This window comes from Pseudomonas capsici (assembly GCF_017165765.1).
Lineage (GTDB): Bacteria > Pseudomonadota > Gammaproteobacteria > Pseudomonadales > Pseudomonadaceae > Aquipseudomonas > Aquipseudomonas capsici.
Window position 1 is genome coordinate 64,237 of the sequence record NZ_JAFGZD010000011.1, and the last position, 26,080, is coordinate 90,316.

General features: G+C 58.3%; 27 protein-coding genes. 13 read left to right on the plus strand and 14 right to left on the minus strand.

What is annotated here, in order from left to right:
- Nucleotides 1-2,193 carry an OsmC domain/YcaO domain-containing protein gene (locus JSY17_RS15875; protein WP_117183672.1) on the minus strand — a complete coding sequence of 731 codons (2,193 nt, stop codon included), beginning with the start codon at nucleotides 2,191-2,193 and terminating at the stop codon, nucleotides 1-3.
- 88 nt (nucleotides 2,194-2,281) lie between these two features.
- Nucleotides 2,282-3,145 (minus strand): aldo/keto reductase family oxidoreductase, encoded by an 864-nt coding sequence (locus JSY17_RS15880; protein WP_206402366.1) that lies wholly within the window; start codon nucleotides 3,143-3,145, stop codon nucleotides 2,282-2,284.
- Nucleotides 3,146-3,247: 102 nt separating this feature from the next.
- On the opposite strand from JSY17_RS15880, the gene JSY17_RS15885 reads away from it, so the two are divergent.
- Complete coding sequence (locus JSY17_RS15885; protein ID WP_122372882.1) at nucleotides 3,248-4,144, plus strand: LysR family transcriptional regulator; 897 nt, start codon at nucleotides 3,248-3,250, stop codon at nucleotides 4,142-4,144.
- Between the two features lie 46 nt (nucleotides 4,145-4,190).
- Here the strand turns inward: JSY17_RS15885 and JSY17_RS15890 are convergent, their stop codons facing one another.
- From JSY17_RS15890 to JSY17_RS15900, 3 genes are all read right to left on the minus strand, one after another.
- Complete coding sequence (locus tag JSY17_RS15890; RefSeq protein ID WP_206402364.1) at nucleotides 4,191-5,219, minus strand: NADP-dependent oxidoreductase; 1,029 nt, start codon at nucleotides 5,217-5,219, stop codon at nucleotides 4,191-4,193.
- Nucleotides 5,164-5,853, minus strand: a complete 690-nt coding sequence (locus JSY17_RS15895) for a TetR/AcrR family transcriptional regulator (protein ID WP_200999252.1) — start codon at nucleotides 5,851-5,853, stop codon at nucleotides 5,164-5,166. Before JSY17_RS15895 ends, JSY17_RS15890 begins: the two co-directional genes overlap by 56 nt.
- Nucleotides 5,854-5,935: 82 nt before the next feature.
- Nucleotides 5,936-6,841, minus strand: coding sequence for an AraC family transcriptional regulator (locus JSY17_RS15900; protein ID WP_206402363.1), 906 nt, complete (start codon nucleotides 6,839-6,841; stop codon nucleotides 5,936-5,938).
- Between the two features lie 143 nt (nucleotides 6,842-6,984).
- Between JSY17_RS15900 and JSY17_RS15905 the strand changes: the two genes are divergently transcribed.
- Together JSY17_RS15905 and JSY17_RS15910 are read left to right on the plus strand one after the other, a co-directional pair.
- Nucleotides 6,985-8,070: an aldo/keto reductase gene (locus JSY17_RS15905; protein ID WP_201013238.1), complete on the plus strand. Its 1,086-nt coding sequence runs from the start codon at nucleotides 6,985-6,987 to the stop codon at nucleotides 8,068-8,070.
- Between the two features lie 65 nt (nucleotides 8,071-8,135).
- Nucleotides 8,136-8,651 carry a nuclear transport factor 2 family protein gene (locus JSY17_RS15910; protein ID WP_206402362.1) on the plus strand — a complete coding sequence of 172 codons (516 nt, stop codon included), beginning with the start codon at nucleotides 8,136-8,138 and terminating at the stop codon, nucleotides 8,649-8,651.
- On the opposite strand, the gene JSY17_RS15915 is transcribed toward JSY17_RS15910, so the two are convergent.
- The 6 genes from JSY17_RS15915 to JSY17_RS15940 all read right to left on the minus strand — a co-directional run bounded on the left by JSY17_RS15915 (nucleotide 8,631) and on the right by JSY17_RS15940 (nucleotide 12,595).
- Nucleotides 8,631-10,001 carry a GntT/GntP/DsdX family permease gene (locus JSY17_RS15915; protein WP_206402361.1) on the minus strand — a complete coding sequence of 457 codons (1,371 nt, stop codon included), beginning with the start codon at nucleotides 9,999-10,001 and terminating at the stop codon, nucleotides 8,631-8,633. The genes JSY17_RS15910 and JSY17_RS15915 overlap by 21 nt on opposite strands.
- Nucleotides 10,002-10,244: 243 nt before the next feature.
- Entirely contained in the window at nucleotides 10,245-10,529 is a 285-nt protein-coding gene (locus JSY17_RS15920; protein WP_205417954.1) for a hypothetical protein, read from the minus strand.
- Between the two features lie 97 nt (nucleotides 10,530-10,626).
- Nucleotides 10,627-10,935 (minus strand): hypothetical protein, encoded by a 309-nt coding sequence (locus JSY17_RS15925; protein ID WP_117183663.1) that lies wholly within the window; start codon nucleotides 10,933-10,935, stop codon nucleotides 10,627-10,629.
- Between the two features lie 137 nt (nucleotides 10,936-11,072).
- Nucleotides 11,073-11,504 (minus strand): carboxymuconolactone decarboxylase family protein, encoded by a 432-nt coding sequence (locus tag JSY17_RS15930; RefSeq protein WP_206402360.1) that lies wholly within the window; start codon nucleotides 11,502-11,504, stop codon nucleotides 11,073-11,075.
- A 33-nt stretch (nucleotides 11,505-11,537) separates the two neighbouring features.
- A complete protein-coding gene (locus JSY17_RS15935; protein WP_206402359.1) occupies nucleotides 11,538-12,152 on the minus strand; it encodes an FMN-dependent NADH-azoreductase in 615 nt (204 codons plus the stop codon).
- Nucleotides 12,149-12,595 (minus strand): GNAT family N-acetyltransferase, encoded by a 447-nt coding sequence (locus tag JSY17_RS15940; RefSeq protein WP_117183660.1) that lies wholly within the window; start codon nucleotides 12,593-12,595, stop codon nucleotides 12,149-12,151. The genes JSY17_RS15935 and JSY17_RS15940 overlap by 4 nt, the downstream gene beginning before the upstream one ends.
- Before the next feature lie 86 nt (nucleotides 12,596-12,681).
- Between JSY17_RS15940 and pdxR the strand changes: the two genes are divergently transcribed.
- Both pdxR and JSY17_RS15950 read left to right on the plus strand, forming a co-directional pair.
- Nucleotides 12,682-14,091: a MocR-like pyridoxine biosynthesis transcription factor PdxR gene (gene pdxR, locus JSY17_RS15945; protein WP_206402358.1), complete on the plus strand. Its 1,410-nt coding sequence runs from the start codon at nucleotides 12,682-12,684 to the stop codon at nucleotides 14,089-14,091.
- A gap of 133 nt (nucleotides 14,092-14,224) precedes the next feature.
- Nucleotides 14,225-14,512 (plus strand): hypothetical protein, encoded by a 288-nt coding sequence (locus tag JSY17_RS15950; protein WP_206402357.1) that lies wholly within the window; start codon nucleotides 14,225-14,227, stop codon nucleotides 14,510-14,512.
- A gap of 311 nt (nucleotides 14,513-14,823) precedes the next feature.
- Here the strand turns inward: JSY17_RS15950 and JSY17_RS15955 are convergent, their stop codons facing one another.
- The 3 genes from JSY17_RS15955 to JSY17_RS15965 form a co-directional block, all read right to left on the minus strand.
- The gene (locus JSY17_RS15955; RefSeq protein ID WP_206402356.1) at nucleotides 14,824-15,219 is read right to left on the minus strand and encodes a hypothetical protein; all 396 of its coding nucleotides are present in this window, start codon (nucleotides 15,217-15,219) and stop codon (nucleotides 14,824-14,826) included.
- Nucleotides 15,216-15,884: a hypothetical protein gene (locus JSY17_RS15960; protein WP_206402354.1), complete on the minus strand. Its 669-nt coding sequence runs from the start codon at nucleotides 15,882-15,884 to the stop codon at nucleotides 15,216-15,218. Before JSY17_RS15960 ends, JSY17_RS15955 begins: the two co-directional genes overlap by 4 nt.
- Before the next feature lie 343 nt (nucleotides 15,885-16,227).
- Complete coding sequence (locus JSY17_RS15965) at nucleotides 16,228-17,328, minus strand: oxidoreductase (RefSeq protein WP_206402352.1); 1,101 nt, start codon at nucleotides 17,326-17,328, stop codon at nucleotides 16,228-16,230.
- A 116-nt stretch (nucleotides 17,329-17,444) separates the two neighbouring features.
- On the opposite strand from JSY17_RS15965, the gene JSY17_RS15970 reads away from it, so the two are divergent.
- The 8 genes from JSY17_RS15970 to JSY17_RS16005 all read left to right on the plus strand — a co-directional run bounded on the left by JSY17_RS15970 (nucleotide 17,445) and on the right by JSY17_RS16005 (nucleotide 25,957).
- Nucleotides 17,445-18,326 carry a LysR family transcriptional regulator gene (locus tag JSY17_RS15970; protein WP_200999265.1) on the plus strand — a complete coding sequence of 294 codons (882 nt, stop codon included), beginning with the start codon at nucleotides 17,445-17,447 and terminating at the stop codon, nucleotides 18,324-18,326.
- Nucleotides 18,327-18,513: 187 nt separating this feature from the next.
- The gene (locus JSY17_RS15975; RefSeq protein WP_122371853.1) at nucleotides 18,514-19,371 is read left to right on the plus strand and encodes a LysR family transcriptional regulator; all 858 of its coding nucleotides are present in this window, start codon (nucleotides 18,514-18,516) and stop codon (nucleotides 19,369-19,371) included.
- A 127-nt stretch (nucleotides 19,372-19,498) separates the two neighbouring features.
- Nucleotides 19,499-20,539, plus strand: coding sequence for a putative 2-aminoethylphosphonate ABC transporter ATP-binding protein (locus JSY17_RS15980; RefSeq protein ID WP_206402350.1), 1,041 nt, complete (start codon nucleotides 19,499-19,501; stop codon nucleotides 20,537-20,539).
- Nucleotides 20,539-22,248, plus strand: a complete 1,710-nt coding sequence (locus tag JSY17_RS15985; protein ID WP_206402348.1) for a putative 2-aminoethylphosphonate ABC transporter permease subunit — start codon at nucleotides 20,539-20,541, stop codon at nucleotides 22,246-22,248. The genes JSY17_RS15980 and JSY17_RS15985 overlap by 1 nt, the downstream gene beginning before the upstream one ends.
- Nucleotides 22,249-22,265: 17 nt before the next feature.
- Entirely contained in the window at nucleotides 22,266-23,093 is an 828-nt protein-coding gene (phnX, locus tag JSY17_RS15990) for a phosphonoacetaldehyde hydrolase (protein WP_206402346.1), read from the plus strand.
- A gap of 34 nt (nucleotides 23,094-23,127) precedes the next feature.
- Nucleotides 23,128-24,147: a putative 2-aminoethylphosphonate ABC transporter substrate-binding protein gene (locus JSY17_RS15995; protein ID WP_206402344.1), complete on the plus strand. Its 1,020-nt coding sequence runs from the start codon at nucleotides 23,128-23,130 to the stop codon at nucleotides 24,145-24,147.
- Nucleotides 24,148-24,218: 71 nt separating this feature from the next.
- Entirely contained in the window at nucleotides 24,219-25,376 is a 1,158-nt protein-coding gene (locus JSY17_RS16000) for a TIGR03364 family FAD-dependent oxidoreductase (protein WP_206402341.1), read from the plus strand.
- On the plus strand, nucleotides 25,352-25,957 hold the full coding sequence (locus JSY17_RS16005) for an HD domain-containing protein (RefSeq protein WP_206402339.1): 606 nt from the start codon (nucleotides 25,352-25,354) through the stop codon (nucleotides 25,955-25,957). The genes JSY17_RS16000 and JSY17_RS16005 overlap by 25 nt, the downstream gene beginning before the upstream one ends.
- Nucleotides 25,958-26,080: the final 123 nt, after the last annotated feature.

Genomic DNA, 26,080 nt, shown 5'->3' on the forward strand with positions numbered 1-26,080 from the left:
CTATACCGCCTTCGCCCGTGCCGCATGCAGTTTCTTGTAGCTGTCGATCAGGCGCAGGTGTCTGTCGAGGCCTTCGAGTTTCATGCTGGTCGGCGTCAGGCCGTAAAAGCGGACGCTGCCGTCCATTGAGCCCAGCACCGCGTCCATTCGCTCGTTGCCGAACATGCGGCGGAAGTTGACTTCGTAGTCTTCCAGCGCCAGTTCTTCGTCCAGTTCAACTTCCAGCACCACATTCAAGGCCTGATAGAACAGGCCGCGCTCGACAGTGTTGTCGTTGAATTGCAGAAAGGCTTCTACCAGCTCTTTCGCCTCTTCAAACTTCTGCAGGGCGAGGTAGATCAGCAGTTTCAGCTCAAGGATCGTCAACTGGCCCCAGGCCGTGTTGTCGTCGAACTCGATGCCGATCAAGGTGGTAATGTCGGTGTAGTCATCCAGCTCGCTGTCTTCCAGGCGCTTGACCAGTTTTTTCAGGCTGGCGGCGTTCAGGCTGTGCAGGTTCAGGATGTCGGCACGGAACAGCAGCGCCTTGTTGGTGTTGTCCCAGATGAGGTCTTCCAGCGGGTAGATCTCGGAATAACCCGGCACCAGAATGCGACAGGCCGACGCACCCAAGTGCTCGTACACCGCCATGTACACTTCCTTGCCCATGTCTTCGAGAATGCCGAACAGTGTTGCGGCTTCTTCGGCGTTGGAGTTTTCGCCCTCGCCGGAGAAATCCCACTCGACAAATTCGAAGTCGGATCTGGCACTGAAGAAGCGCCACGACACCACGCCGCTGGAGTCGATAAAGTGCTCGACGAAGTTATTGGGCTCGGTCACCGCATGGCTTTCAAAGGTCGGCTGCGGCAAATCGTTCAGGCCTTCGAAACTGCGGCCCTGCAGCAATTCGGTCAGGCTGCGCTCCAGCGCCACTTCAAAGCTTGGGTGCGCGCCGAACGAGGCGAACACGCCACCGGTACGCGGGTTCATCAGGGTGACGCACATCACCGGGAATTCGCCGCCCAAGGACGCATCCTTCACCAGAACGGGAAAGCCCTGCTCTTCCAGACCCTGAATACCGGCCAGGATGCCGGGGTATTTCGCCAACACGTCCTGCGGCACATCCGGCAAGGCGATTTCACCTTCCAGAATTTCGCGCTTCACCGCCCGCTCGAAGATTTCCGACAGGCATTGAACCTGTGCTTCGGCCAGTGTGTTGCCAGCACTCATGCCATTGCTGAGGAACAGGTTTTCGATCAGGTTGGACGGGAAGTACACCACCTCGCCATCCGACTGGCGCACATACGGCAGCGAGCAGATGCCACGCTCCACATTCCCGGAGTTGGTGTCGTATAGATGCGAGCCGCGCAGTTCGCCGTCGGGGTTGTAGATGTCCAGACAGTATTCGTCGAGGATTTCTTCCGGCAGCGCGTCTTTACGGCCCGGCTTGAACCAGCGCTCGTCCGGGTAATGCACGAACTCGGCATTGGCGATGTCTTCGCCCCAGAACTGGTCGTTGTAGAAGAAGTTGCAGTTGAGCCGCTCGATGAACTCGCCCAGCGCCGACGCCAGTGCGCCTTCCTTGGTCGCGCCCTTGCCATTGGTAAAGCACATCGGCGATTGCGCGTCGCGGATATGCAGCGACCAGACATTGGGAACGATATTGCGCCACGAGGCGATTTCGATCTTCATGCCAAGACCCGCCAGGATGCCCGACATATTGGCAATGGTCTGCTCCAGGGGCAGATCCTTGCCGACAATGCAGGTGCCCTCTCCCGAGGACAGACTCGGCATCAGCAACGCCTGAGCATCGGCGTCCAGATTCTCCACTTCTTCGATCACGAACTCAGGCCCGGCCTGCACCACCTTTTTTACCGTGCAACGGTCGATGGAGCGCAGGATGCCCTGACGGTCCTTGGCGGAGATATCGGCAGGCAGTTCGACCTGGATCTTGAAGATCTGGTTGTAGCGGTTTTCCGGATCGACAATGTTGTTCTGCGACAGGCGAATGTTGTCGGTGGGGATATTGCGGGTTTCGCAGTACAACTTCACAAAGTAAGCCGCACACAAGGCCGATGAAGCCAGGAAATAGTCGAACGGTCCCGGTGCCGAACCATCGCCCTTGTAGCGGATAGGTTGATCGGCAACCACCGTGAAGTCATCGAACTTGGCTTCAAGTCGGAGGTTGTCGAGAAAGTTGACCTTGATTTCCATGCGGGATTACCAGAATAGCGAGCAAACGATTGGCGCCCATTATCCGGTTTTTCAGCTGGAAGTCTTGCGCTTTGCGGACGGCTGCGGCTCAGGCCATGGCATCGAGCTCGGCCAGCAGCTCTGGCGCAAGGTTCAATTCGCTGGCTGTCAGGTTCTCTCGCAGATGAGCCACAGACGATGTGCCGGGAATCAGCAGGATATTGGGAGAGCGCTTGAGCAGCCACGCCAGCGCCACACAAAGCTGTGATGCACCTGCACGCCGGGCAACGCTCGCCAGGACTTCGGACTGCAGCGGCGTGAAACCACCCAGAGGAAAGAACGGCACATAGGCGATGCCTTGGGCCTCCAGATCGGCAATCAGAGACTCGTCATTGCGATGCGACAGGTTGTAGTGGTTCTGCACGCAGGCGACCCTGGCGATACCTTGCGCCTGCTTGACTTGAGAGGCCGTGACGTTGCTCAGCCCAAGGTGCCGGATCAATCCCTGTTGCTGCAGTTCGGCCAGTACCGTGAACGGCTCTTCGATAGAACCTTCGGCGGGCGCGTTTTGAGTACCCCAGGCCCTGAAGTTCACGACATCCAGCACGTCCAGTTGCAGATAGCGCAAGTTGTCGTGTACGGCACGAATCAGATCGTCCGGATCATGGGCCGGCAGCCATGAAGCATCGCTGCCACGCCGGACACCCACCTTGGTGGCAATCACCAGGTTATCGGCGTAAGGGTGCAGAGCCTGACGAATCAACTGGTTGGTGATGTTCGGCCCGTAGAAGTCGGCAGTGTCGATATGGTTGACACCGGACTCCAGCGCGCCACGCAGCACTGCGATTGCCGCGTCCGGGTCCTTGGGTGGACCAAAGACATGAGGACCTGCCAACTGCATCGCGCCGTAGCCCATGCGATTGATTGTGCGGTCACCCAGTAGAAATGTACCTGCCTTGCTGGCGTCGCTCATGTGATCTGCCTCTGTCCAATAGTGATGTGCAGCCACTATAGGTATTGACGACTGATCTGATAATCCATTGCAATCAGCACAGCTTGTACGGGAGAGCGAACAGTGACAACAGACATTCAGGACTTGCTGGCATTCGTGGCGGTGGTCAACGCTGCGGGTTTTCGTGAAGGTGCCAGGGTCAGCGGCAAGTCCGCATCGAGCCTCAGCGATGCAGTACGCCGCATGGAAGCACGCCTGGGAGTGCGTCTGCTCAATCGCACCACGCGCAGCGTGACACCGACCGAGGCCGGCAGAAAACTGATGGAACGCATCGTACCGGCACTGGGCGAAGTCGAGGCGGCACTGGATGTGGTGAACGACTTTCGCGACAGACCTTCCGGCACGCTCAGGCTGAACGTGCCCCTGAGCGCCGCGCGGGTGGTGTTGCCTTCGATCATCACGCCATTTCTGCAAGCCTATCCCGAGATCCGCCTGGAAGTGATTGCAGAGGAAAGCTTCGTCGATGTGCTCGCGGCGGGCTGCGACGCGGGTATTCGTTACGATGAGCGTCTGGAACAGGACATGATTGCGATCCCCATCGGGCCGCGTATCCAGCGTTGTGCTACGGCAGCCTCACCGGCTTATCTGGACGCACGGGGGCGTCCCGAGCATCCACGCGACCTGCTTGAGCATGCCTGTCTGCGGGGCAGATTTCCCAGCGGCGCAATGCCTGCCTGGGAATACGAGCGCAATGGCGAAGTGATCTGCGTCGAGCCCAGTGGCCCGCTGGTGGTCAGGATAGGCGGCGCAATGGATATGGCCATACAGACGGCCATCGATGGCCTGGGGATTATCCATCTGTTCGAAGACTGGTTACGGCCTCATCTGGACAGTGGCGCCCTCGAACCGGTACTCGAGCCCTGGTGGCAGAACTTTTCGGGGCCGTTTCTCTATTACCCCGGGCGTCGTTACCTGCCCTCGCCCTTGCGGGCCTTCATTGATTTCATCAAGGCAGGCTGAACCGCCCCGCCCTCATCGGGCAGGGCGACGAACGCTTCTGCAGGATTCAACCCTCAGGTTCGGCAATAACGATCTTGCCCCGCGCCCGCCCGGACAACTGACGCGCCCAGGCTTCGTCGAACGCCTCGAAAGGCCGCTCAAGATCAATCACCACCCGCACGTTGTTTTCGGCGATGTATGACACCAGCTCGCCCAGTTGCTCGGCGTAAGGCTTGGCGTAGAACATGCTTGCCGTCACCTTGTAGACCCCGGCTGCGGCCTGATCCGGCGGCATCACTGTGGATACCAGCCGTCCCCATTTGCGCAGAACCTTATAGGAATGCAACTGAGTGTCGCCCCCGACCAGATCAAGCACGACATCGACCTCGGAAACGACAGCGGTGAAGTCCTGCGATCTGTAATCGATGACATGATCCGCACCGAGACTGCGCGCCAGTTCCAGACCTTCTCCCGACGCCGTGGCGATCACCCGCGCACCGGCCTTGTGAGCGAACTGAACGGCGAACGTGCCAACGCCACCCGCCCCCGCATGAATCAAGACGGTTTCGCCGCGCTTCAGACCTGCGCCCGCAAACAGCGCATACCAGGCCGTTACCGCTGCGGTGGGAATTGCGGCACCTTCGACATACGACAGGTTTCCGGGCAAACGCACACACGCACTGGCGGGTATCGCGGCGAACTCCGCCAGGCCGCCACATTTGCCTGCGTCGGCCCAGGCAATCACCTGGTCGCCTGGCAGCCATTGCCTGACCGCCGAACCGACCCGCTCCACGGTGCCCGCAAAGTCAGTGGCGAGGGTCAACGGCAGCGCGATATCAAAGAACCGGGTTGCGACGCCTGACACCACCAGCGCATCCAGAGGATTGAGCGCCGCTGCCTGGACACGGACCAGCACCTCATCCGGCGCAATAACGGGAACAGGTACCTCCTTTTGACTGGGGATATCGTTGAAGGCATCGATGCGAATGGCTTTCATGGTGCAACTCTCCTGATGGAACACAAGTGCATCCAGCAGCCAGTCACGGCTGACGGGGTGATAGCCCGGCACGGTCCACTCGACCGGTTGCCGCGCCATAAAGAAAGGTGTGCACGGCGCTGGCGACAATGCTGTCGACCTTCTCGGCAGAAAGCTCTGTGGGGATCAGCCCGACGATGGCGCGTAACTTGAGATCACTGGAAATCATGCTGACAAATTGCACAGCCAGCGCATCGGCCGGAATCGCGCTTGAGAAAGCGGGTTCTGCCTGGGCCTGCTGCTCGGCAATCCAGCGCGCCAGAATCCCGATGACTTTCTGGTAGCTGCACGCAAGCATGGCCTGTGCAATTTCCGGGAAGCGCTTGCCTTCGGTGGTCAGCAGGCGGTGAACGGCCAGTGTTCGCGGCGACAGTGCGATTCGTACCAGTTCGATCCCGAAGCCCGAGAGAACCCGCTCGACTTCAAGCCCTTGAATGTTCATTTCTTCCAGGGGTTTGGCCATCTCGGCACAGATATGCATCATCGCGGCCTCGAACAGGCCTTCCTTGCCGCCAAAATGGCTGTACACATTGCGTCGCGAGCCCCCCACGCGAGCAATCAGATCGTCGACAGCCACGGCGTCGAAACCACGCTCCAGAAACAGTTGCGCCGCAACCACCGTCAGGTTGTCGACCCGCTGCGCGCCTTTTGGGGTGCGATGCGCGCTGGAGGCCGTGCTGCGCTGTATAGCCATGGAATGGGTGCCTTTGAATAAATTTGGTACGGTACAGTACCACACCAAAATAGTTTGAAAAGCCCCACATGACTCTTTGAAGTCACGTCGAAGTGAGAGGTGCTTGAACGGCTCCACGCAAGCGACCGGCATCCTTGGCCGGTGGCAACCCGAACATGCGGGCGTAATCCCGACTGAACTGCGAAGGGCTTTCGTAGCCCACCCGGTAACCGGCACCTGCCGCATCCAGCGCTTCGGCCACCATCAACCGACGGGCCTCCTGGAGCCGCAACTGGCTGCGAAACTCCAGGGGGCTCATGGAGGTGACCGCCTTGAAGTGCGCATGAAAGGTGGAACGGCTCATGCCTGCGATATCGGCGATGTCATCGATGCGGCAGGTTTCGCTGTAATGGCTGCGCAGCCAGGCAATGGCCCTGGCGATCTGGCTAAGGCGACTGTCTGCCCTGGCCATTTGCCGAACCACGCCGTTACCGCTGCCGATCAGCAACCGGTAAAGAATCTCGCGAATCGTCAGCGGGGCCAGGGCTTCGATATCGTCCGGCGTCTCCAGCAGCCTGGCCAGCCTTGCAACGGCGTCCAGCAGTTCGGGGGTCGTGTCGTTGAGTTCGATGCCGGCAGCGGGCAGACCATTCGTCTCGTCCGGGGCCGGATAGCGCAGGACCAGCTCGCTCAACACCGTCATGTCCAGGTCGAGCACAAGGCACAGATACGGCTCTGCCTCGCTCGCTTCGATCACCGATCCGGTCACGGGAATGTCCACGGACGCCACCAGGTATTTGGCTGCGTCGTAGATATAGGACGTAGTCCCGACCATGACCTGCTTGCGGCCCTGGGCAATCAGGCAAAGAGTCGGTTCATAGACCACAGGCATCGGAACGGTCGGCGAATCCGAGCGAACCAGACTGACACCGGCAATCGGTGTCGGGTGTATGCCGTCAGTCGGAGCGTGACGGCTGATGAGATCGACCAGCGTTTCCAGAGGGCCCATGTTTGCTCCTTTGAGGGTCAGGCCTGTTGCGCTCCCGGATAATCGTGCAAGGACAGCGGACGATCCGGCTACAGGCAGGCGCGCCACAGAATGCAGACTGATGCCTACGGATTTCAGGTTCCACTTTCTGTCAGGAGTTCAGTATGTCCACTCTTTCAGCACTCGACCAATACCGCCTGCTCGGACGATCAGGCATGCGCGTCTCGCCACTCGCCCTTGGCACCATGACCTTCGGTTCCGACTGGGGCTGGGGCGCGGATGAAGCCCAGGCGCGGCAGATCTTCGATACCTACGTCGATCATGGCGGCAACTTCATCGATACCGCCGTCAACTACACCAACGGTGCTTCGGAGCGCATCCTGGGTCAGTTCCTCAAGGGCAAGCGTGATCGTCTGGTGGTCTCGACCAAATACACCATGGCCCGCGACCCCGGTGACCCCAACTCGGGCGGCAACCACCGCATGAATTTGCTTCGCTCGGTGGAAACCAGCCTCAGGCAACTCGATACGGACCGCATCGAATTGCTTTACCTGCACGCCTGGGATTTCACCACCTCTGCCGACGAAGTGATGCGGGCGCTGGACGATCTGGTGCGCAGCGGCAAGGTGCTCTACCTCGGCATCTGCAACACCCCGGCGTGGAAGGTCGCGCAGTTGCAAACCCTCGCCGACCTTCGCGGCTGGTCGCCTCTGGTGGCCTTGCAGATCGAATACAGCCTGGTCGAGCGCAGCGTCGAGCACGAACTGATCCCGATGGCACAGGCAATGGGCCTTGGCGTGCTGCCGTGGTCGCCGCTGGGTGGCGGCATTCTGACCGGCAAATACAGCCGCGACGATCTGAGTCAGGCCAGCGAAGCGAATGTTTCTCCGACCCGCAAGGGCGTGATCAGCTCATCCGGCCACATGAATGAACGCGCTCTGGAAATCGCCAGCGTTGTCGGCGATATCGCCAGAGAAACCGATACGACGCCTTCCCGGGTGGCGCTGGCGTGGACACTGCACAATCCCGCCGTCGTCGCGCCGGTCATGGGTGCCAGAACTCTGGCTCAGGTGCTGGACAATCTGGGCGCGCTCAGCCTGCAACTGGACGACGAACATATTGCACGCCTGGATCGGGCCAGTGCGCCCGAGCCGATCTTCCCGGCCCGTTTCGTATCAAGGCCGATGGTGCAACAACTGATATTTGGTGGGGCTCGTGGACCGCTCTCTGGTTCGTGGCAAGGGCGGTAAAACCATCTGACAGTCGCCGGCAAGCCGCCTCCCGCAGGCGGCTTCTTCAAAAGGGAGTCTTTGCCATGAGCCTTTCAAACGCTGGAAAAGTCCTGGCGCTCGTTGCGCTGATCATGTCGAGCACGGTAGCTGCTGCTTCGGAGCCAGACGTTGCGGCACGCAACAAGCAAATCGTCAGCGAGGCATTCGATCGCTGGGCCGCAGGTGGCAACCGTTTTTTCGGTGAAATGCTGGCACCGGACATCGTCTGGACGATCAAGGGTTCGGGGCCGAGTGCCGGGGTCTACCGAGGTCTCGAGCCGTTTATCGAACAGGCGATCCGGCCATTCGTATCCCGGCTGTCCAGACCGGTCAGGCCCGTCAGCAAGCAGGTCTGGGCGGATGGCGATCACGTCATCATCCAGTGGGACGGTACCGGCATGGCCCGTGACGGACAGGCTTACAACAACAGCTATGCCTGGATCTTTCATATGCGCAACGGCAAGGCAGTGGAAGTCACTGCCTTTCTCGACCTTGCGCCTTATGACGATGTCTTGCGGCGCATTCCCGAGGCTACGGCGTCACGCCAGCCAGTGCCATAACAGCAGCGTGCCAACCAGCCCGACCACCGAAACGATGGTCTGCAGCACTGACCAGACCCAGATCGTCTGCTTCAGTTGCAGCCCGAAGTATTCGCGGACCATCCAGAAGCCGGCATCGTTGACGTGACAGAAGAACACCGAGCCTGCACCGATTACCAGGGCCACCAGCGAGGCCTCGACCGGTGCAAGTCCAGCCATCATCGGTGCCAGGATGCCCGCGGTCGTGGTGGTCGCCACGGTGGCAGAACCGGTTGCCTGCCGCAGCGCCACGGCAATCAGCCAAGCCAGCAGCAGATAGGGCATGTGTGCGCCCTCCGCCACTTTACTGATCGTCTGACTGACACCCGCATCCAGCAGGGTCTGCTTCAAACCGCCACCGGCACCGATGGTCAGCAACAGCACGGCAATCGGCGCCAGGCTTTTACGCAAGGTCCCGCCCACATGTTCCCGGGAAAGACCGTTGGCCCAACCCAGACACACCGTTGCAGCCAGCACCGCGATACCCAGGGCAACCAGCGGCTCGCCGAGAAACTTCAAGGTCAGCGCAAGGCTGCTTTCAGGCTCCATGAGCACCTTGGCCAGGGTGCTGCCGAGCATCAGAATCACCGGCAAAAGAATGATCAGCAACGAAATGGCAAAACTCGGCCGGCGGCTGACATTGGGCCTGGCACTGAACAGCTCACCCAATTCGGCAGGCTCTGCGATGTGCATGCGTTTCGACAACCAGTTGCCATAAAGAGGGCCCGCGAGAATCACCGCCGGAACCGCAATGCACAGCCCCAACAACATGGTCAGCCCCAGATCGGCGTGCAAGGCACTGACCGCAATCAGCGGCCCCGGATGCGGAGGCATCAAGGCATGCAGCGTGGTCATGCCCGCCAGTGCCGGAATGGCAATCTTCAGCAGCGGCTGATTGGACTGGCGCGCCATCACAAAAATGATCGGCACCATCATCACCAGCCCGACCTCGAAGAACAGCGGCAGGCCAATGACCATCGCCACCAGCGCCATGACCCAGGGCAACGTCTTGCCCTTGCCCAGCCCGAGCAAAGTGGTAGCAATCCGGTCTGCGGCCCCCGACTCGGCCATCAACGCACCCAGCATCGCCCCTAGGGCAATGATGATCCCCGCCTCCCCGAGAATACCGCCTGCGCCTTTACTGAACGCTTTGGCAACGGCTTCCGGCGGCAACCCCGCGCCGATCCCTGCAATGAAAGCCCCCACCAGAATCGACAGAAACGGAGGAAGCCTGGTGACACTGATCAAAACGATGATCGTGGCAATCGCAATCAGGCAGCAGATAATCAGGCGGGTGTCATGCAACACCCAGGCAGCAGACGACAGATCCAACGTAAACCCCTTCTCGACACGGTTTCATCACGAAATAACTGAAACAATTTGTCTCAATTTTTCAGAACCATACCGGAATGCGGCATTGTGCCGCAGTTAAATTTTCACAAAAGGTCGCTGGCGTGCGGCAAACAGGCAGGAGTCCTGCCGAGCGGTTGAGGTCAATGGATCATTTTGGGGGAGGCGGATTGCTGGCGACTGAGACGCAAAATATCTGCCGGTGACTGTCCGGATGACCAATACCTACCAGGCAATCCGATCCATTTCTTCCCGGCTCATCGCACGCCAATCGGTTTGAAGAATTCCGTAATCATCACGAGCATGCTCAAGTGCCTCTTCCAGAGACAACATCAAGTGCTCGCCCTCAACCTGCTGACTGCCGTAGTCAATAAAACGAATCTCCATATAAACCGGTGATTCGCCCTCCCCCTCGACCTTGAGACCAAACAGCACGATAGCGGTTACGGCAGGACGATACTCGCAGCGTTGCTGTACGAAGGCGAACAGGTGTTGGGGTGCTTGCGTCATTTGTGTTCTGCCATCGTTCATTAATTGTCGTGGACGTCTGGAAGAGATAAAGAAGGACTGATGGTTGTCCACCATCAAGAGATGAATATCCCACCTGTCAGGAGCTTCTGTGCCAGCGCTTGAACGCCTTGCGCCCTCGCAACACACCCCACGACATCGCAAGCCCTGCACCGCCAAGAAGAATAAAAATCACCAGGGTTTTCAGCAGATACAAGAGAAAACGTACTGGCTGCTCGTCGAAGATGAGGTGTTCTTTGACTCTCTGGCTACGCGGCCCTGTGAAGACATCGAATTGCCAAAGTGTAAATGCGTCATAGAGCTCGTCAGTCATCATCGCCCACGCAATACCCAGGCAGAAGAAGGCACCGATGAAACAGTAAATGCGTACGCGATATCCCGGGATCACAAAGGCTCCATTATCTTTGAGAAGGCAGCTCCCCTGGCTGCCGGACACGCACGCCAGCAAGTCGGCATACCGAAGTCATCAAGATCGATTCGACATCGGTAGCCGTTCTGAAATACATGATCGACGACTATATGCGCTTAAAGAAGCATCCCCACCGCCAGCCGGTTGAAGGCATTCATCAAGGCTGCGGCCAGGGTCAGATCAGAAATTTCTGCATCGGAGAAGTGCGCCTTTAAAGGATCATACAACTCGTCGGGCGCGCCCCTCTCGCTAATGTATGTGAGCGTCTCTACCCATGCGAGTGCAGCGCGTTCACGCTTGTCGAAGAGTTCGCTGATTCGCCAGCCGGCCAGGCAATCCAGTTTCTCTTGCGGCACTTCAGATTCGCGCAGGGTCTGCGAATGTTTGCTCAGGCAAAAAGCGCAGCCATTGATCTGCGAGATACGCAAGTACACCAATTCGAGCAGCGGCAGACCTAACGGGCTCGCAGCCAGTGCCTTGTTGGTGGCAAGCAGGCCTTGGTACGCAGCAGGCGACAAGCTGGTGAATGGCAGTCTGAGTTGGCTCATAGTGAAGGTCCCATGCAGGAGAAGTGATCAGGTTTAAACAAGGCCGTTGAACTGTGATTCCAGTGAAAGCATGGCCTTGGCATCTGTAATCGTTGCGCGAATGGCTTCGTCACCGAATACCAACCCCTGGAGATAGATAAAGGAAACGTTGAACAGCCCAAGGGTGTTAAGCACTTGGCGCAAGTAAGGCGTCAAGAAGTCCGGTTGACGTGCTAGCTCGCCGCGGTGAAAGCCACCCGATCCAACTAATACGTACACAGGACGGTCAGTCAGCAGACCGGTCTTACCCTCTGAATTTGAGCTGAATGTCCGGTGAATACGCAGGACGTAGTCGATCCAGAGCTTGAGAGCGGCAGGGAGCGTGAAGTTGTGCATCGGGGTAGCGATAATCAGGATATCGCTTCGCTCCAACTCTGCGATCAGCACCTCAGAGAGGTCGAACACCGGCGAGTCGAAAGGCGTGATCGTGGTCAGAGCATGGGCATAGCCCGCGCCGAGCGGTGGCAACACATCCACTCCCAGTTCGCGCTCCAACAGCTCAAGTTTCGGATAGCGGTTGCGCAAGAACATCACCAGTTCCAGCGCCAACTGGTTCGCATGGGAATCTCGGCCACGAGGACTGGCATTGATCAGCAGGACATTGTTCATACCTGGCGCTCTGCCCGAAGGCTCTTGGTAAAATGCATGCCACGGGCCAACAGCCCCTGGCGAAAATAGAAGCGCTGGGCCAGCGCCATGTGCAAGCCAGTATCCAGCACAAGGTGATCACAGCCGCGGCTCACAGCCTGATCGCAAATAGTCGTCAACAGCCGCCCGCCCAAACCGGTGCACTGAAGGTCTGGGCTCACCACGAGATCGTCAACGTAGGTAAAACGCCCGTAGAGCAGGTTTTCCAACTCGCGGTAACCCACCAGGCCGACTATGTCCTCGCCATCGTACGCTGCCAGTAAACGGTAGCCCTGCTCGGTCTGCCGAACCAACTGCGCCACATAGGTAGTCGGGGCAACAATATGCGGTCGCAAGACCTGCATCAGACCGAGACTGGCCTGAAAGTCCTTCTCGCTTTTGAGATGTTCGAATGTGTAAGGCATTACGCCGTCCGTTAAATAGAGATGGGCCACTCTATCGTCGGGATGGCTTATTCTGTAGAGCCAAATAATGCATAAACGACTAGGCCATGATTACTCCTCTTGATGTAGCTCCAGGCCAGACCACGCCGATCTATCGCCAGATCTATCAAAGGTTTCGTGAATCTATTGCAGACGGCCGCCTGCGCCCGGGAGACCGGGTACCAGCCGTTCGTGCGCTGGCTGCGGAGCTGAATCTCGCCCGCGGCACTGTGGAGGCGGCCTATCAGTTGCTGATTGGCGAGGGTTACCTGACCGCTCGCGGAGCAGTTGGAACATTTGTTACACCGCACCTGATGCCCGCTTGCTCATCGATGCTCCGCACGCCGATCGTTTCGACGAAGTACCAGGTCAACCACGCAGGAACATTGCCGCTAGCCCTGCAGATGGGGATTCCCGCACTGGATGCTTTTCCACGAAAGCTCTGGACAAGACTCGTGGGTCGTCAACTGCGACAAGCCGGGCTGGAAGGCCTTGTCTACCCAGACTCGCAAGGCTACGCACCGTTGCGCTCTGCCATCGCTGCCTACCTGGGGATTTCACGGGGTATCTCCTGCCATCCAGATCAGGTCTTCGTGTGTGCTGGCTATCGCGCCTGCCTTGACCTGATCAGCCGCACGTTGATGCGTCCTGACGATAAATGCTGGATGGAAGAGCCCGGCTACTTCATGGCCAGAAACGCCCTGCTGGACGCTGGCGCAGAGCTGGTGCCGGTTCCAGTAGATGACGAGGGCCTGGACGTCGCGCATGGCATCGCCAGTTGCCCGGATGCGAGCTTCGCAGTGGTCACTCCGACCCACCAGAGCCCGCTGGGTATGTCTCTATCACTGCCGCGCCGTCTGGCCTTGCTGGACTGGGCAAACCGCCAGGGTAGCTGGATCATCGAGGACGACTACGACAGCGAATACCGCTATCAGGGCAAGCCCTTGCCATCCCTTAAAAGCCTCGACCAGCAAGGCCGCGTTCTCTATACCGGGACCTTCAGCAAGGTTCTGTTCCCCGGCCTGCGCCTGGCTTATCTGGTTGTGCCAGCCGAACAGACCCTGGCATTCGCCCGTCAGGCCGATCGTCTGCATAATCACTGCCCACACTTGCTTCAGGCGACGGTCGCGGCGTTCCTTAACGAGGGGCACTTCGCCAGACATTTAAAGAAAATGCGCTCGCTATACTCACGCCGCCGTCAATGGCTGGTCGATGCATTGCAACAACAGTTCGGCGACCGCCTGCTGGTCAACCATCAAGTGAGCGGTATGCATCTGGTCGCAGGGCTTCGGGAAGGTAATGATGCAGAGCTCGCTCTGCGCGCCCAGTCCGTTGGCATCGCGGTCGAACCGCTGTCACAGTGGTACTTGAAAGTCAAACCCAGGCACGGTCTGATACTGGGCTTCACGAACATCGTCAGCGTCGAACAGGCATCGGCTGTAGCACTTCGTCTGGCTAACGTCATGCAACTGAAATGATTCAAAACTGGGATTCAATCGCCTCCTTTATGCTGCGGAACTTGCAGTCTCGACACAGACCAAAGACACCAAACCCAAGACCTCGCGCACGCGACGGTTAATAGTCGTTCTGTAAAAGTGACGGCGGTGACATATGACAGACAAGGCGCAGTTGCTGAAGCAGGCAGAACGGGCATCCGAGGATATGTTTGCCTGGACCGACTTTGTCGCACAAACCGAGTTTCTGTGGCAGGACAACACACTGATTGAGGATGCAGAAGCCTGGCAAAGCCTGTGGTACGAGCTGGAGATCCTGAGTGGCCTGGCGCTGGCAGAGTGGGAGGAGCAAGGTCGGCCAGCCGACTGGTCAGCCGCCTGGCACAACGCCTATCAGCAGGACGCACGTGAGCTGGCGGCTGAACTGATGACATTGATTGCCTGATCGTTGACTCATCGAGAAAAGTGCATGTATCGCAAAACTGCTGCAGCCCTGCCGCTGATGTTATCTGGTGGCTGTAGCCAGTTTCCGCACCATCGTTTTTTCACCCCCGCCCGCCGCTGGCCAGAATACGCCGTGGGTGCGTATTGTCGGCGGCACTGAACTGGTCTCCATCGGGCAGAAATTCAATGGCCAATCCACTGGAGGCATGGTGCGCAGAAGTGAATTCATACTCACACGACACCAGGATCTCGGGACTACCCACTCGAGTTCTGAGCGCAGACCGCATATGACAGCACACAACCTGCCGCACTCTATTTAACAGGCGAGGTCATGTAACCGTTGCAACCGCCTTGCGAATAGGCTTTGAGGATTTTTTGATCAGGCGCCGCATACATCACGATTTTGCAGCCCACGCGCCTTGTCTCATCCGCGTAATGGTCCGTAAGGTAGAGAACGCCATTACTGTAATTTTGGGAGGTACCTTGGTGAACGCTTTCGGTTACATCGTGCGCCATGGTCCAGGTGAACGCGAACACGCCGTTCGGCGTCTGCTCCATTTTTTGCGGTGGCCCCCATTTCTCGAAGGCATCGTTGATGTCACGCCCCTCCCAGTCTTTGCGTGCCATCAACTCAGGGATTGAAGCGCACGCTCCCAAGATAGCGGTACTGACCGCCAACGTGATTATTAGCAGGCCATTGACTTTCATGGGTTTGCTTTCTTCAGACGTTGTTGTCGATCAAAGTTTTGATAAGCCTCCAGCGTCCTTCTGAATTGCTTGCTGTAGATCTCGGTCGCATCAGAGCAGTCTTTGGGGTTTGCCTGGTTCTTTGCGAGGGCGCGTTGCATCTCAGGCATTCTTGCCTGAAACTCCACCTGGATCGCTGCGCAGGATGGCTGATCGCCTGATTGCGCCAGTTGCGCCTCACAACTTTCGGTGAGCTGGTTGAGTTTTTCCAGATCCATTCTGGCGCACTGCGGCGGTATCCAGGAGTTGACCTTCCACTCCTGAAACTTTTTCATGGCCTGGGTGGCCTTTTCCATGTCACCGTCAATCTGAGTCATGATGGTTTCACGGCAGTCGATACCGCGTTGTGTTGTACGCATGCGCTCGACCTGCTGTTCCGCTTGTTTGATCACGTTGCCGAACTCGGCGTGCAATGCATTGCATGCCACCGGTTGGGAGCTCAGTTTGAGCTGGGTCTCGCAGGTCTTGGTGAGAAACGCGACGCTGTCGGTTTTCACTATCCCGCACTGCGTTGGCGTATAGACAGCTCCCTCCGGCAACGCAGGCGGTGCACTGGCGCAGCCCGAAAGAAAAGCGAGGACCGCCATTGGGGTGACGGTCTTGAACAGCAACAGCGGAATGCTCATCGGAACAAGTCCTGACAGGGGAGCACTCAAGGCTAGGTTGCCCTGCGCCTCGAATCTATAGTACGGATGAGCTATTGAAGAAAACTGTCGCGCCTTTGCCATGGAAGTGGTTGTAGAACGCTTGTCCCAGTCGCTGATCCTCAAAGCGCCCTTGGCTCCAAAGCGGAGCAAACTCCTCATAAGCGGCGCGTTCGATCTGCAACGAAAAATCACCTCCCATGTCAGGCGCCCATCAGTAAAGGGACCAAACGTACCAACTGCCTACCGCCCCTTCAAGTTCAGGATTTCCAATAGTCAGCTCCCGACCAAGAGCTGACACCGCCGTCCGCTTCTGGCGTTGCTTTCAGGCCAAAGCCAACTCGCTACTTTTGATGTTCGCGATAGGCCCCAGGATCGAGGCGTCAAACCCATCTAGAGCTTCCTTGTTGGCCAGTCGCCGAGGTAGATCCGGGTTCGCGAGCGCAGCCTTTCCGATTGCGATGATCTCGGCACCTTCTTTCATCGCAGATAACGCGTGCTCAAGCGTATGTAAGCCACCATTTGCAATCAACGCCACCTGCGGTGCGTAACGACGAGCGAACGATACTAGGCTGTTATGGCTGGTTGGAAATGCTGGTTTCCAGGCTTCGAATTCCGTGACGTGAATGAAGTCGACTCCAGCATCACTGAGCGAGCCGAAGATCACTTCGGCAGCCAGCTCTCCTTCGGCCCATTTGTGCTCGTAGTCATTGACCTTGCTCTGCGAGATTCGAACACCCACAGGCACCGCGCCTACCGCCCTCCTTACCGCTTTGACGACCTCAAGGGTCAGGGATAGTCGAGCCTGTACGGAGCCACCCCAGCGGTCGTTACGCTGATTTGTGTAATCGGTGAGGAACTGATCAAGCAGATATCCATTCGCGCCGTGAATTTCAATGCCGTCGAAATTGGCAGATTTGATTGCCAGGGTTGCAGCCTGTGCGAAGCCCTCAATGGCATCGGTAATATCTTCTTCGGACATGGCTCGGGGTACGGGGTATTGGCCCGCGCCATAATAAAACTTCATCTGCTCTCCCTTCGGGCGCAGCGCTGAGGGTGCTGCCGAAACGTCGACGAAGCGGTTGCCCTGACTGAGAGCACCTGCGTGCATGATCTGGGCAAAGACGGCACCCTGGTGAGCGTGGATGCTGTCCGTGACTGCTCGCCAAGCTTGGGCCTGCTGGTCATCGGTAATGCCGGGCTGGAAGGGGTAACCCTGCGAGTGCTTCTGATCGGTATAAATACCTTCGGTGATGACCAGGCCAAAACCTCCTTGGGCGAAGCGCTCGTAATACCGGGCCATCTGCCGGGTTGCGAGCCCCGTGTCGGTAGCGCTGACGCGTGTCATAGGCGCGACCGCCAGACGATTCTTCAACGAGAGGCCGGAAATATCATATGGAGTTAAAATCCGTGAATTGAGCATCATTGGTTTCCTCTTTTTGCGTTCTGCCAAGTAAGGCGATGCACAGAGGTTATGCGCCAGCGGAGACAATGAGAATTGGGCGTAATGGATAAAGCGCTTTAACAGAAAGAGATATAAAGATGCAGATTTCGGACGTTGAAGTGTTCGCAGCCATTGCTGAAAGCGGCAGTCTTTCGGGCGCAGCTCGGCGGTTAGGACTGTCTCCCATGGCCGTGTCGCGGCGGCTAGCTTTTCTTGAGCGTGAGCTGGAGGTTCGGTTGGTACATCGCACTACTCGCTCGGTTTCGCTTACGCCTGAAGGGGAGGTTTTCCTACCATTTTCCAAGACACTTCTTGGCGTGAGCGAGGCGGCGAAAGTCACCTTGAGGGCGAACGCAGGAACCGCCAGCGGTGTACTGAAGGTGACGGCTCCAACGGTCTTCGGCCAGGCCGTCATCATGCCGCTCATCCCGCAGTTATTGGCCGAGCATCCTGCTCTGCAAATAGACCTCCACCTCTCGGACAGCATCGTAGACATTGTCAGCCTGGGAATAGACGTAGCTATAAGAATTGCGACCCTTCGCGATTCTGGGTTGGTTGCTCGTTCGCTGGCTCCCAATCCCCGCGTGCTTTGCGCAAGTCCCGTTTATCTAGAGCAGCACGGCGCGCCCACTACTCTCGCTGACCTACGCCGGCATCGTTGCATAGCACTTCACGGTATGCCGCATTGGCCTTTCGTCCAGCAAGGGGAAACAGTTGGCTTCAAAGGTGAAAGCCTGTTCTCTGCGAATAGCGTCGAAGCGGTGCGCACCGCGAGCAAACAAGGGTTGGGGCTAGCAATGCTCACGTATTGGGATGTTCGCGACGACCTTGAAGATGAGAGCTTGCGTCTAGTGGAATTAGAGGATGCAACTCCCGAGCAGCTTTGCATCACTGCTGTGCTACCTACCCGGCAGCAGGTGCCGCATCGTGTGCGCGTCTTTCTCGACGTGTTAGAGGCATCCCTGAGCAATCCGAAGTGACCGCTTCTGGCAGCTTTCCGCCATCCGCACCAGCCAGCAATCCCCCAAAATGCCGATTGAGCACCCGATCGAATTCTGAGAAGCTCGGTACGCTCTCTGGGCACGGTTTCACCGTTGAAAAGCGCCATTCTTCCCGAGAAAGCCTCATCCCGTGTGAGCGGGCTACCTGACGAGAGTCGTATACACGATGCTATCTGCCGAGCTGAAATCCTTTTATATGGTTGCTCGCCAGGGCAGCATCACCCAGGCAGCCAAGAAGCTTGGTCTGAGCCAGCCGACGGTCACTACTCAGATTCGCAGCCTGGAGGCGCAATACGGCGTAGAGCTGTTCTATCGGGGAGGCCGCCGCCTGACGCTCAGTGAGGAAGGTGCCCGCCTGTTGCCGATGGTGCAGAAACTGCTGCAGCAGGAGGCCGACATCGAGTTCTTTCTGCGTAACAGTGGGCACATGCAAGGTTGTCTGCGCATCGCGGCCACCGCCCCTTACTACGTGCTTGATCTGGTACGGCGTTTTCGTGATCGTTTTCCGCAGATTCAGGTGACCGTGGAGATTGGAAACTCCCAACAGGTGATAGAAGCGCTGGAGGAGTACCGGGTCGACCTGTCTGCCTCTTCACAGCTGGAAGAGGATGGGCGCTTCACTCGGCTGTTGCTTGGCCAGGATCCGCTGGTGCTGGCTGTTCATCGCAGCCATCCATTATCCGTCCATACGCGGTTGTCTCCTTCGGCACTTGCCGGGCATTGCCTGCTGATGCGCGAGACAGGTTCCACCACTCGCCTGCTCACCGAGCAGATGCTGCGAGCGGCCTGCGTGGCTCCTGGTCCGCTGTTGGAAATAGGTAGCCGCGAATCGATTCGCGAGGCTGTTCTGCGCAATATCGGCATAAGCGTCATTGCCCGACATGAAGTGCCGGATAATCCGGATCTGCGAGTAGTCGCGTTAGATGATGCGCCGATGATTTCCGAATACCTCTACTGTTTGCGCGAGCGTCGCCAGGCCAGGTTGCCAGCAGCATTCCTCGGCATTGCCAGAGGTACTGGTTAGCGCCGCGCGAAGTTTCCCTTCCTAAAAATGCCGATACCACTATCGGCAGCTTTTGCCCTTTTGCCACAAAGCCTTAGTAAGCCAGGCCTAAGCTGACACTCGTTCGATTCCAAACGAGGTTACTTGCATGGCCACCGTCGATCTGCAACTGCGCGACATTCATAAAGGCTTCGGGACATTCAAGGCGCTGGACGGTGTGTCTCTGGACATCGCAGCCGGTGAGCTTGTCTGCCTCCTTGGCCCATCCGGGTGCGGCAAGACAACCTTGCTTCGGTGCATTGCAGGCCTCGAGAGCCAGGATCAGGGCCGCATCCATTTTTCCGGTCGTGACGTCTCGGCGCTACCACCACAAGCGCGTGACTACGGCATCCTGTTTCAGTCGTACGCACTGTTCCCCAATCTGACTGTTTCGCGGAACATCGCGTATGGCCTGACTGGGCAGGGACGAGAGGCGATGCGCGCACGCGTTGCCGAAATGCTTGAGCTTGTTGGCCTTTGCGGTAGTGCAGAGAAATATCCGGCACAGCTTTCCGGTGGTCAGCAACAACGTGTTGCGTTAGCCCGTGCGTTGGCTCCGAGCCCTTCACTGCTGTTGCTCGACGAACCCATGTCAGCGCTCGATGCCCGGGTACGCGAGCATCTATGTGCAGAGCTGCGAAGCCTTCAGCGTCAGCTCGGAATCACCACCCTGATGGTGACCCACAATCAGGATGAAGCCATGTTGATGGCTGACCGCATCGCGGTCATGAATCAGGGACGTGTCGAGCAGTACGCAACGCCTCAGGCTATCTACGACAGACCCGCGACTCCTTTTGTCGCCGGGTTCGTTGGCCAGGGTAACTGGTTGCCGTGCCGACGCGAAGGTAGCCAGGCTCGGGTCGGGGCGATCAGCCTTCGTTTGGCCGAGGTCGGGGACAATGCCCAAGGCCGCTTGTTCTGCCGGCCTGAGGCTGTGGTTATCAATCCGCAGTCAGCCCAGGAAAACCTGTTCCCGGCACGCATGCGAGAAATAACCTTCCTCGGTAATCGTTGCCGCATGAGCTTCGAGCTCGATGATCTACCGGGCCATGCCCTGCTGGCCGAAATGACACCAGAGGCCATGCCGCCGCTGCCAGGTAATCAGATTAGTGTTGCCCTGCCACCCCATAGTCTTCAGGTGTTCGTCTGATGGAGCAGGTAGCCGTCTCAACGGCGCGGCCAGTGAACGTTCGGCGGCCTGCGGTTCTGGCCGACCGACTGTTTGTGCAAGGCGGGCAATGGCTGATGTTGCTCCTGCTGCTGTTGGCTGTCGTGCTACCGCTATTGGCCATGATCTGGCGGGGGCTTGCCGGAGACCCGGGCCAGGGTGGCGGGCTGGCTGCTGCCATCGAGCTGTTTGGTAGTGCAAATTTTCGATGGTTGTTGGGCAATAGCCTGACCGGTGCTGTCGCCGTCGTGCTGATCGTCGTGCCATCGGCCTATGGCTTCGCTTACGCCCTCCAGCGTACTTGCATACCCGCCAAAGGACTATGGCGTGGCATTTCGCTGCTGCCGTTGCTGGCCCCATCGATGTTGCCGGGTATCGCGTTGATCTACCTGTTCGGCAATCAGGGTGTGTTGCGTGACTGGGTTCCAGGCAGCATCTATGGTTTTTGGGGCATCGTGCTCGGTCAGGCGATCTATACATTTCCCCACGCCCTGATGGTGCTGATAAGTGCCTTGGCACTTTCGGATGCACGACTTTTCGATGCAGCTTCGAGTATGGGCGCATCGCCCTGGCGAGCATTTCGCAGCATCACCTGGCCAGGCAGTCGGCAAGGTGTATTCGCTGCAAGTTGCCTGGTGTTCACCCTCTGCGTCACCGATTTTGGCGTGCCGGTGGTGGTTGGCGGTGACTATCAGGTACTTGCTCTGGAGGCTTACAAGGCCGTTCTCGGCCAGCAGCAGTTTGGACGTGGCGCACTGATTGGTCTGTTCCTGCTATTGCCGGCATTGCTCAGTTTTGCTGTCGATCTGTGGTTGCGGCGCCAGCAGCGAGGCGCCATGGGAGGGCGTGCGCAGGTCTACCACCCCATGCCGAATCATCGCCGTGACTCCAGTTTTCTAGTGATGGTGGCTCTGATTTGTGCCGTGCTGCTCGGGGTGTTCGGGATGGCAGTGTACTCATCCCTGGTGAAGTTCTGGCCCTATGACCTGAACCTGTCGCTGCACAATTATGCGTTCTCGGACTTGCCCGGCGGCTGGCTGGCTTATCGCAACAGTCTGCTGCTCGCGAGTGGGTGTGCACTGTTCGGCAGCGTACTGATCTTCACGGGCAGCTACCTGCTCGAGAAAACCCGGCAAAGCCGACTCACTCAACTATTGCGCCTGCTCTGTTTCATTCCCATGGCCGTGCCAGGCCTGGTGCTGGGGCTGGGCTACGTGTTTTTCTTCAATCTCCCGACCAACCCCTTACACGGTTTTTACGGCAGCCTTACGTTGCTGGTGATCTGCACCGTGGCGCATTTCCTGACCACCGCGCAAATGACCGCCGCAACAGCGCTGCGGCAGCTTGATGGCGAGTTCGAGGCGGTCGCTCTCTCGCTCAAGGTTCCGCTGTATCGCCACTTCCTGCAGGTAACGCTACCTGTCTGCTTGCCCGCGTTGCTGGACATCATTCGCTATCTGTTCGTATCGGCCATGACCACGGTCTCTGCGGTGATCTTTCTCTACAGCCCGGACAGCGTGCTGGCGTCAGTCGCCGTATTGAATATGGACGACGCTGGCAACGTGGGCGGTGCTGCTGCCATGTCCACCCTGATCCTTCTTACATCTGCCGGTGTTTCCCTACTGCTGGCCTGGGCTTCGCGTGGCTTGCTACGCCGCTCCCAGGCTTGGCGTGTGGTGCCCGGCCATTGATTCACTGGAGACCTCTCATGCGCTATCAGTACCCCGATCGACTGCAGGCGGTCATTCTCGACTGGGCAGGTACCGTGGTTGATTTCGGCTCATTCGCACCCACCCGTATCTTCGTCGAAGCCTTCGCCGAGTTCGATATCGACATTAGCTTGAGGCAGGCCCGTGGCCCGATGGGCATGGGTAAATGGGATCACATTCGAACCCTGTGCGATCAGCCAGCCGTGGCCGAGCAGTTTTACAAACGGTTCGGGCGCCAGCCAAGCGATGCCGATGTCACTGCAATCTACGAACGCTTCATGCCGCTGCAAATCGCCAGGGTCGCCGAGCATTCGGCACCGATACCAGGTGCACTGGAGGCTGTAGCGAAGCTGCGCGAGCGCGGTCTGAAAATTGGTAGTTGCTCTGGATACCCCAAAGCCGTGATGGAAAAGGTGGTCGATCTTGCCGCTGCTGCCGGCTACCGCGCTGACCATGTGGTGGCGACTGATGAGGTTCCCAAAGGCCGTCCGAGTCCTGCCCAGGCGCTGGCGAACGTCATCGCCCTGGAGATTGATGACGTGGCTGCCTGCGTCAAGGTCGACGATACCGAACCCGGCATTCTCGAAGGGCGTGGCGCCGGTATGTGGACGGTGGCCTTACGTTTCTCGGGCAATTTCCTGGGCCTGAACTGGGAGCAATTCCAGGCGCTTTCCGAAGAGCAACTGGCCGTTGAGCGCGAGCGCATCGATTCGCTGTTCGTTGCCAGTCAACCGCATTACCTGATCGACACACTGGCCGACCTGCCACCGATCATCGAAGCCATCAACGCGCGCCTGAGTCGTGGCGAAAGCCCCCAAGCCAACTGATCTGTCACGTCGCCCACACTCCCGGAGATTCATCATGTTCAAACCGTTTTCCTTGCTCTGCGGCCTCTTCGCAGCCGTCGCTCTACAGGCACAAGCAGCTACCGAACTGACCGTTTATACCGCTCTGGAAGTCGAACAACTCAAGCCTTACCAACAGGCCTTCGAGAAACAGAATCCGGATATCAGGATCAAGTGGGTACGTGATTCGACCGGGATCGTAACGGCCAAGCTGATGGCCGAAAAAGATCGCCCGCAAGCGGATGTGGTGTGGGGACTGGCAGCTTCCAGCCTGGCCATTCTCAAGCAGCAAGGCATGCTCGAAGCTTATGCACCGAGTAGCCTGGATCAGATTGGCTCCAACTACCGAGATAACGCCAACCCGCCATCCTGGGTCGGCATGGATGTATGGGCTGCAACTATTTGCTTCAACACCATCGAGGCCGAGAAGCAGGGACTGCCGAAACCAGCCAGGTGGGAAGATCTGGCCGACCCTGTCTATAAGGGGAAGATCGTCATGCCCAACCCGGCCTCATCCGGGACCGGGTATCTGGATGTCAGTGCCTGGTTGCAGACTTTTGGTGAGCAAGGCGGTTGGGCCTATATGGATAAGCTCCACCAGAACATCGGCCAGTACACCCATTCGGGCTCCAAGCCTTGCAAGCAGGCAGCAGCAGGTGAATTCCCTATCGGTATCTCCTTCGAATATCCAGCCATTCAATTGAAACGCAAAGGCGCGCCCTTGGACATTGTGCTGCCAAAGGAAGGGCTGGGCTGGGAGATTGAAGCGACCGGGATCATCAAGGGCACTGCGCATCTGGAAGCAGCCAGAAAGCTTGCAGATTTTTCCGCCAGCCGTGAGGCCATGGAACTCTACAAGGCCAACTTCGCCGTGTTGGCCCAACCGGGAATCGCCGAGCCGTTTCAGGAACTTCCGGCGGACTATGAACAGCGCCTGATTACCAACGACTTCAAGTGGGCTTCGGAGAATCGTGATCGCATTCTCGCCGAGTGGCGCAAACGCTATGACGGGAAGTCCGAGCCCGTCGGCAAGTGACGCCGAGGCGTAGTCCTGTCACTGGGGCTACGCCTGCTCCTGCCACATTTCCCTCATTCAGGAGTTTATAAATGAGCCAACAAGACTGCGATCTGCTGATCGTCGGTGCGGGTATTCTCGGTCTGGCCCATGCCTGGGCGGGTATCCGTCGGGGTCTGAAAGTCCGGGTTTTTGAGCGTAGCGATCGGGCATCGGGCGCATCCATCCGTAACTTTGGTCAGGCGCTGGTAACCGGCCAGGCACCAGGGCCAATGCTTGACCTCGCCCGTCAGACCCATGGACTGTGGGCAGAGCTGGGTGAGGCTGCCGGGCTGACGTTGAAAAAGCAGGGTGCGCTCATATTCGCCCGCACTGAATCCGAGGAAGCCATGCTCGAAGCGTTCTGCGCAGGTCGAGGTCGCGAGCTCGGTTACCGAACCGATTTGTTGCGCGGCGCAGCGTTGCAGAGCCTGTATGACGGACGATTTGCCCATCATCGCGCAGCGCTGCATGGTCTGGACGACCAACAGCTGTACTCACGCGAGGCACTTCCTCAGATCGTGAATTATCTGCGTGGCCTTGGCGTCGATTTCCACTTCTCTACTCTGGTCAGGGACATCGAAGCAGGCAGTGCACTGACCACAGCAGGGCGTTTCAGGGCACGGCATATCCTGGTGTGCTCAGGGCATGATTACCAGACGCTGCTGGCCGAACAGATGGCCGCACTAAAACCATCAGTGTGTCGCCTTCAAATGCTGCGGGCCCGACTGGAAGAGCCCTTCGACCTGCAGCATGCGGTGCTGACCGGCCTTAGTTGCGTTCACTACGGCGCGTTCTCCGACCTGCCAGAGGCTGAGGCCATCCGCGCAGAAATTCGGCGCAACAGCCCTGCGCTGGAAGCGCATGGCATTCACTTGCTGATCAGCCCGACGCCTTACGGCGATCTGATCATTGGAGACTCCCACGACTACGGCAGCGATGCCGCTCCATTCAACGCCGAAGCGGTTGATCAACTGATGATCGACCTGGCCGAGCATACTCTGGGAGGAGGTCTCCAGATATTGGAGCGCTGGCAAGGGGTGTACGGGGCACGTGGCCCTGGCCCGTTCAGTATCCTGCGCGTCTGCGATGGCATAACTGCAGTGCTGATGCACACCGGTCTTGGCATGAGCGTCGGCCTGGGCCTGGGTGAGCAAACGGTCGCCGCACTGTTGGGAGAGAGCCAATGGCCAACAGTCCTGCCCGCGTGAGGGTAAATAGCGAAAAAGCAGTGCGTCTGCTGTTCGAGTTGTGCAGCCAGCAAGCCGAGGCTGACTACCTTGGCGAAGCCGTGAGCCAGCTCGAACACATGGTGCAAGCTGCCGAGCTGGCAATCGCCGAAGGGGCTGACGATGAATTGGTGCTGGCAGCCTTTTGTCATGATGTTGGCCATTTCTGCACGATGCCAGCATCCAGCACGCCAACGACCCGGTGGGGCCGCAAGGAGCACGAGAAAGTCGGAGCCCGGTGGCTGCGCGAACTGGGCTTTCCACTGCGCCTTTGCGGTCTGGTGGAACGCCACGTCGATGCAAAACGATACCTGTGCCACCGCGAGAATGGGTATCTGCAGTCACTGAGTGAGGCCAGCCTGCAGACACTGGCCTGGCAAGGAGGACCAATGACTGAAGAGCAAGCAACTCTTTTCGAGAGCGATCCATTGTTTGCCGACAGCCTGAAGTTACGTCGCTGGGATGAAGCGGCCAAAGTGACCGGAAGACAGCAGACTGAGCTTCATCATCTTGTTTCTCTGGCGTATCGCGTGCATGAAGCATCTTCTGCCGGTGAAGTGTAGAGGGAAGAGCAAGGGCGGCTGAGCTGATGACATTGACCGCCTGATCGTTGATTCACCGAGAAATGTATCTGTCACGCGCCAGTATGTCGTGTACTGGGAGTCGTGTCGGGAGCTTGGCGAACC

Excerpts from the sequence above, each read along its gene's own strand:
- JSY17_RS15875 (WP_117183672.1), bottom strand. The coding sequence starts at position 2,193 with ATGGAAATCAAGGTCAACTTTCTCGACAACCTCCGACTTGAAGCCAAG.
- JSY17_RS15880 (WP_206402366.1), bottom strand. The coding sequence starts at position 3,145 with ATGAGCGACGCCAGCAAGGCAGGTACATTTCTACTGGGTGACCGCACA.
- JSY17_RS15890 (WP_206402364.1), bottom strand. The coding sequence starts at position 5,219 with ATGGCGCGGCAACCGGTCGAGTGGACCGTGCCGGGCTATCACCCCGTC.
- JSY17_RS15895 (WP_200999252.1), bottom strand. The coding sequence starts at position 5,853 with ATGGCTATACAGCGCAGCACGGCCTCCAGCGCGCATCGCACCCCAAAA.
- JSY17_RS15900 (WP_206402363.1), bottom strand. The coding sequence starts at position 6,841 with ATGGGCCCTCTGGAAACGCTGGTCGATCTCATCAGCCGTCACGCTCCG.
- JSY17_RS15905 (WP_201013238.1), top strand. The coding sequence starts at position 6,985 with ATGTCCACTCTTTCAGCACTCGACCAATACCGCCTGCTCGGACGATCA.
- JSY17_RS15910 (WP_206402362.1), top strand. The coding sequence starts at position 8,136 with ATGAGCCTTTCAAACGCTGGAAAAGTCCTGGCGCTCGTTGCGCTGATC.
- JSY17_RS15920 (WP_205417954.1), bottom strand. The coding sequence starts at position 10,529 with ATGACGCAAGCACCCCAACACCTGTTCGCCTTCGTACAGCAACGCTGC.
- JSY17_RS15930 (WP_206402360.1), bottom strand. The coding sequence starts at position 11,504 with ATGAGCCAACTCAGACTGCCATTCACCAGCTTGTCGCCTGCTGCGTAC.
- JSY17_RS15935 (WP_206402359.1), bottom strand. The coding sequence starts at position 12,152 with ATGAACAATGTCCTGCTGATCAATGCCAGTCCTCGTGGCCGAGATTCC.
- JSY17_RS15940 (WP_117183660.1), bottom strand. The coding sequence starts at position 12,595 with ATGCCTTACACATTCGAACATCTCAAAAGCGAGAAGGACTTTCAGGCC.
- pdxR (WP_206402358.1), top strand. The coding sequence starts at position 12,682 with ATGATTACTCCTCTTGATGTAGCTCCAGGCCAGACCACGCCGATCTAT.
- JSY17_RS15950 (WP_206402357.1), top strand. The coding sequence starts at position 14,225 with ATGACAGACAAGGCGCAGTTGCTGAAGCAGGCAGAACGGGCATCCGAG.
- JSY17_RS15955 (WP_206402356.1), bottom strand. The coding sequence starts at position 15,219 with ATGAAAGTCAATGGCCTGCTAATAATCACGTTGGCGGTCAGTACCGCT.
- JSY17_RS15960 (WP_206402354.1), bottom strand. The coding sequence starts at position 15,884 with ATGAGCATTCCGCTGTTGCTGTTCAAGACCGTCACCCCAATGGCGGTC.
- JSY17_RS15965 (WP_206402352.1), bottom strand. The coding sequence starts at position 17,328 with ATGATGCTCAATTCACGGATTTTAACTCCATATGATATTTCCGGCCTC.
- JSY17_RS15970 (WP_200999265.1), top strand. The coding sequence starts at position 17,445 with ATGCAGATTTCGGACGTTGAAGTGTTCGCAGCCATTGCTGAAAGCGGC.
- JSY17_RS15975 (WP_122371853.1), top strand. The coding sequence starts at position 18,514 with ATGCTATCTGCCGAGCTGAAATCCTTTTATATGGTTGCTCGCCAGGGC.
- JSY17_RS15980 (WP_206402350.1), top strand. The coding sequence starts at position 19,499 with ATGGCCACCGTCGATCTGCAACTGCGCGACATTCATAAAGGCTTCGGG.
- JSY17_RS15985 (WP_206402348.1), top strand. The coding sequence starts at position 20,539 with ATGGAGCAGGTAGCCGTCTCAACGGCGCGGCCAGTGAACGTTCGGCGG.
- phnX (WP_206402346.1), top strand. The coding sequence starts at position 22,266 with ATGCGCTATCAGTACCCCGATCGACTGCAGGCGGTCATTCTCGACTGG.
- JSY17_RS15995 (WP_206402344.1), top strand. The coding sequence starts at position 23,128 with ATGTTCAAACCGTTTTCCTTGCTCTGCGGCCTCTTCGCAGCCGTCGCT.
- JSY17_RS16000 (WP_206402341.1), top strand. The coding sequence starts at position 24,219 with ATGAGCCAACAAGACTGCGATCTGCTGATCGTCGGTGCGGGTATTCTC.
- JSY17_RS16005 (WP_206402339.1), top strand. The coding sequence starts at position 25,352 with ATGGCCAACAGTCCTGCCCGCGTGAGGGTAAATAGCGAAAAAGCAGTG.